General features: G+C 40.5%; 6 protein-coding genes. 1 reads left to right on the top strand and 5 read right to left on the bottom strand.

Annotation, left to right across the window (positions count from 1 at the left end; translation table 11 throughout):
• Positions 1 to 91 precede the first annotated feature (91 nt).
• Positions 92 to 1,570, bottom strand: coding sequence for a spore germination protein (locus AC1DUA_RS22260; protein ID WP_477501854.1), 1,479 nt, complete (start codon positions 1,568 to 1,570; stop codon positions 92 to 94).
• 409 nt (positions 1,571 to 1,979) lie between these two features.
• Between AC1DUA_RS22260 and AC1DUA_RS22255 the strand changes: the two genes are divergently transcribed.
• Positions 1,980 to 2,348 carry a CBO0543 family protein gene (locus AC1DUA_RS22255; protein ID WP_477501853.1) on the top strand — a complete coding sequence of 123 codons (369 nt, stop codon included), beginning with the start codon at positions 1,980 to 1,982 and terminating at the stop codon, positions 2,346 to 2,348.
• Positions 2,349 to 2,514: 166 nt separating this feature from the next.
• Here AC1DUA_RS22255 and AC1DUA_RS22250 read toward each other — a convergent pair whose 3' ends face one another.
• The 4 genes from AC1DUA_RS22250 to AC1DUA_RS22235 form a co-directional block, all read right to left on the bottom strand.
• Positions 2,515 to 2,712, bottom strand: coding sequence for a hypothetical protein (locus tag AC1DUA_RS22250; protein WP_477501852.1), 198 nt, complete (start codon positions 2,710 to 2,712; stop codon positions 2,515 to 2,517).
• A 292-nt stretch (positions 2,713 to 3,004) separates the two neighbouring features.
• Positions 3,005 to 3,262 (bottom strand): hypothetical protein, encoded by a 258-nt coding sequence (locus tag AC1DUA_RS22245; protein ID WP_477501851.1) that lies wholly within the window; start codon positions 3,260 to 3,262, stop codon positions 3,005 to 3,007.
• A gap of 253 nt (positions 3,263 to 3,515) precedes the next feature.
• Positions 3,516 to 3,821 carry an IS66 family transposase gene (locus tag AC1DUA_RS22240; RefSeq protein WP_477501855.1) on the bottom strand — a complete coding sequence of 102 codons (306 nt, stop codon included), beginning with the start codon at positions 3,819 to 3,821 and terminating at the stop codon, positions 3,516 to 3,518.
• A 109-nt stretch (positions 3,822 to 3,930) separates the two neighbouring features.
• Positions 3,931 to 4,932, bottom strand: coding sequence for a transposase (locus AC1DUA_RS22235; RefSeq protein ID WP_477501850.1), 1,002 nt, complete (start codon positions 4,930 to 4,932; stop codon positions 3,931 to 3,933).
• Positions 4,933 to 5,197: the final 265 nt, after the last annotated feature.

Raw genomic sequence — 5,197 nt, 5'->3', positions numbered from 1 at the left:
CAGCATGACAAGCGCAATATCGCTTATTTCGCGAATATCCGAAGAACATCCTACTGGAAATGTCATCATCAAGAACATCAACAGTGCACGTCTAAACTTCTTCATGTTCGGATCCTTTCGCAGCAACAGCAGAAGCTTGCATTTTTGATAACTYACGAAGCTTGATTGGAAGCAATACAAAGTGGCCAACGAAATCCCGCCAGTGCTTTGGTTCAGGCGTAGGTATAAATAATGTGCCGAATGACCTTAGTGAACATAAATGTAGGACAAGAGCGAACATACTGAGCGAAATGCCGAGCACACCGGTCCAAGCAGCGATAAACATAAGTGGAAAACGGAGCAATCTAAGCGTAATAGCAGTATTGAAAGACGGAATTGTAAACGACGCAATTCCAGTTACTGCCACGATGATTACCATGGATCTCGACACGATGCCTGAYTGAACAGCAGCTTCCCCGATAATGAGCGCTCCAACGATACTGATAGATTGACCGACTGTTTGTGGTAGCCTTACACTTGCTTCCCTTAAAATTTCAAATGCAATTTCCATAATTAGGGCTTCAAGAATTGTAGGAAATGGGATGCCTGATTTAGCCGAAACAAATGTCAGCATAAGCGGTGTTGGGATCATCTCAAGATGGAAAGTAGATAATGCAATGTAGACTGACGGAAGAAACAAGGACACGAAAAGCGTTATTAAACGCAAACCTCGAAGGAAATCCGCAAAATAAAACTTTTCGTACAGGTCCTCACTTGGGTGTAGAAAATCTGTAAATATAGCGGGCGCTAAAAGAACATTCGGACTACCGTCCGTTAAAATCGCTACTTTTCCTTGATTTAAGGCTGTCGCAACTCGGTCTGGTCTTTCCGTGTTCTGTATTTGGGAAAATGGTGAGTAGACACTATCCTGTATCCATTCCTCAATCTGAGCACTGTCTACAACAACATTTAGACATACAGATTCTAGCCTTCGCTCTATTTCATGTAATACACTAAGATCTACTTGATTCTCAAGATAAAGCACCATGACATCAGTTCGGCTTTCTTGACCCACTGTAAAAGTTTTCGACCTAAGTTGAGGAGTTTTCAAACGTCGATAAATTAGTCCAGCATTCGTATCCAAATCCTCTATAAAACCTGCACGAGGTCCTCGGACATTTACCTCTAACATTGGCTCTTTAATGGATCTCTTTCCGAATCCAGGAAGATTCATTCCAAAGGCTTGAATTTGGCCTTCAGCGAACAAAACAATCCCAGCGTCCGTGATGATCCGCACCGCATCTTCTATATTGGGTACCATTCGTGTAATGCCTTGATCCTTGGCGGCATCGATAAGCGAATTAGCTGAAATTTCTTCCCCCTGGATACGCTGGCCAATACGCGGAAGAATAAGTTGTTGCAGCCACTCCGTGTCTATTAAGACTTTTAAATAAGCAATCGCCCCAAACGGTTTTTCCCCATCTCTTTCAAAATAATGAAAGGCAAGCTGTTCGTTGTTCCCGAACAAGTTCCTTAGCACGTCAATATTACGGATTACCGAAAGTGAGATTGTATGTTTTTCATTATCCATAACTAACAATGCTCCCCTTCTTAAACATCATATTCGATGGAATTATCCCCCAATTACATCCTTATTATTCATTAAATCATTTATGACTTTGAATGCTCCGCCAATATTTTAGAGCTACCCTGATAAAAGAAGTTTCCACCAATCAGTAACATTTTTCGTGTTTCCACGAGAAAATCTGCCGCTTAATTTAATCCCTAAACAATAATAAAAATAAAAACGGAACCCCCATTGGAGTCCCGTTCCTCAACCTATTCAACCTCACTCAAACGGCCATCCCGAAAATACACAAATCAATTCGGTAATCGAATCGCTAGGGAGCATAATTTTTCGCCTCATCCGCACTCCGTCGCGTTTCCTTAGTTCAATCATTGTTTTAGATGTATATTCAATTAAAGCTAGCTCCTTTCCATTGTTTATTTGGTTTTTTGGACTAATCGTGCTGATTATTTCAATTATTACTGACGAATTTGGTGCAGACTTTGGTATCTGTATCTATCCTACAAAATTAATACCGTACTCTGTTTTCGAGCTACCTTTTGATTTTTCGATTGTACCCGTAGCTCAAATGTTGATTTTTCAATATTTTCCTACTTGGAAAAAACTCTCCGTTGCTTTATTCTTGCAAGCTCTTATTTTTGCATTTATTGGCGAACCATTTTCTATCTGGCTTGATGCTGTTGCTTATTATGGCTGGAACTACTTTTATTCGTTCATTTTCTATATGTTGACCGGAACTCTCACTAGAGCATTCGTTTTAAAGTGGATTCCAAAAATATGAATTGAACCTATTTGTACCATAAAACTATCTCCGTTGATCCTGACCAGTGTGAAAGCAATGATAAGTCTAGGTTGAGGGTTACTTCATCTTCTTTCCATATTCTTGTACGAAATAATCTTTGATTACTTGCGAGCCATATATGTCTAACGCCGAAAGTGGACCACTATTACATTTCACAAACATCGTTTATGACAACCTTCTCTGTTTTATAGTAATCTGTTAAAGGTTCAGGAGTACCACCATCATTGTACTGAATACTTCTATGGATATTGAACTCACACTCAGGAAACAAGTCGATAAGAGCCAATGGAATAAGATGCTCACCAGTTATTTTCCCATCTTTTTGGCGGTACACACAAGTCATTAAATATACCCTCCATAAGGTTCATATAAAAAAAGGAGCTCTGGGAATGAGCTCCTTAGAATTGCTTACTTATATTCTTACTAACTCAGTTTTTTAATGTTATCCGATATAATCCATTTACTAGGAGTGATGTCAATCCACTTTTTCCTGTTACTTTGTTTACGGACCTTATAATCAATGATAATATCCTGTTCCTTCAGCCTATCGAATGCATCTTCGATTTGTCCCTTTTCGGATCGAAGAATAACTTCCATCATGATTGGAAACTAGAAAATTAGGGCCTTTCTGTTTGTTAAATGGCATGTGGGTTGGAGAGGCGGGATTGGCCATATTTCAAAGCAACATCCGCATGATTATGATTAAACGCTATCACTTCCGACAATGTATGCACAGGTACAGATGCGGGCAGTCTGGCTAAGTAATCATTGACATACTTTTTAAACTCATGACGCTTAACATCAAAATTCCAGTTTACCAGCTCACAAGGAAGAGAAACAGGGTCGATAATAGTAGCCTCTTCCTTTTTCAAAAGAGCTATAGCTGACTCCATGATCTCTAATCTCTCTGGATCCAAGTTCTGATAATAAAATCTCGGGATACCAATTCTAGCCTTTTTTAACTACGACGGCAAGATCAGCGAACGCACTGTGCATCCCATAGTTTTTCTAGGCTTTCTAGGTACTTTTCTGGATCCCGCCTAAATCGTTTACGTTTTACGCTATCTTGTAAGCGATTCTGCCATTTTTGTTTCTGTACTCTATATTTATCGTATCCAACGCTTTTTAATCGAGCCAGGATGGTTTCTATTTTAGTGCGTCCTGGACGAGAACAATCATTTCTCCATTTCGTAAGATGTACTCGTTCCAATTTCTAAGACCAGTGATTCGACGGTGTGCTGTTTTCGTAGCACGGAAAAATCGCTCCAAGTCATTATTAGTTCTTGGGACATGGTACTCATCATAGCAAGTGAAAAGCCCTTTCCAGAAGCCTCTAGAGTAGCTTAGTAAATTGGTAACCATAGGTGCGTCGTGTTCTTCTGTATAGGTTTCTTTTACCCAATTTAGTAGCTCGGTCATCTCCCATCGTACGTTCTCCGTGGTCTTATCCATGCTGGGTTCAAAGATTTCTACGATATGACGGATCGGCTGCATCCAGCGCTTTACAGCTTCATAGTGAGTCTGAAGATTGATTATTTTACTGAATATTCTGAAAACATTTTCAAGTAGAGAGGGCCCCTTTTTTACTCAGGCATTTTTGTAAAGAGGCCTGAATCGCTTGAGCTTTCTCGTAAATTCTCATGCCGGGTAAATCGAGAGGAGGATTGCCATCCTCTAGTAACAACGAGCGAACTGCTGCGACATATCCTTTAGCAACTTCTACTTCTAGAGAATCGCTTTGTTCAATTTTACGCTCGGTATCTCGAATCCCGCGCATACTTTTCTTCAGCTCTGTTTTGAGCTTTCGATCTATGTCAACGACTGGTTTGGCAATATCTTTTAAGTAGTGATACTGACAATATTGGTAAGGAACATCTGGCAATAATGTCTCCATATCCAGACGAATGGATTGTTGACCATCACTCACAATACCAACAATTGGATAGCCTAAATCAATGATCGGTTGAATAAGCGTTTGTAGTTCGATTGCTGTTCCACTCTTCATGTTCCGTGCGACTAAAACTGTTCCGCTGAATACTTCACGGATCACATAAAGCGTTTCGTTTCCTTTCTCAGGTTGAACACCATCCATCGATAAGACAATGCCGCCATTTTCTTCAGTAACTTCGGCAAGTGTATTTTTCACGTGATCATCCAAACTTGCCGCGAGTAGTATTTGGTATCTTTCGTAAAGATTTTGTGCCGATCTTTCGGAAGTAAGTACGCCGCGTTCATTGAGTTCATCGGCGATTTCCTTACGAGTCATATGGCGCTTAAAGCGAAGTTCACCAACTAAGCAGAGCACATCGAATCCATAAGCGGAATGCTTAGGACTTAATGCTTCAGCTTCAGCCGATTTAAAGAGAGCATCAAGATTCGAGCAGTTTACATTCACGCATTTGTAAGCCATGCTCCATGCTTCAATAACTTCATTTAGTGTGGCAATCTTCTTATGCCATGCCGTGTGGGAACGGCGTAATTTCGATTCACAATGGGGACAATGCTTTATCTCAGACTTGAAATATATTTTTTTAGTTGGGCGAAGACGATCTTTAACGAGCAAAGTAGACAACCCCTTTGGTGAAAATTAACTACATCATTAACTTCGCCAATGGGGTTGGAAAATCCTGTTACATGATCTTGCCGTCGTAGTTTTTAAAAAGCTTTTATCGAGGAACTGCGTGTAATCCTTATAAGAGTGGTTTAAGCTTTTGAGAGTGCTAGAATCCCGCTCATCGACTCCTGTCATTACTCCCAACAAAATGGCTGCGTCTCTTCTACCGTTCTAGTCATAGGGCCCGGGGTATCTTGGCTATTCGAGATCGGGA

This window comes from Paenibacillus sp. 01T422 (assembly GCF_056398785.1).
Note: the sequence above shows the minus strand (reverse complement) of the source record. Positions and strands in the feature narration are given on the sequence as shown.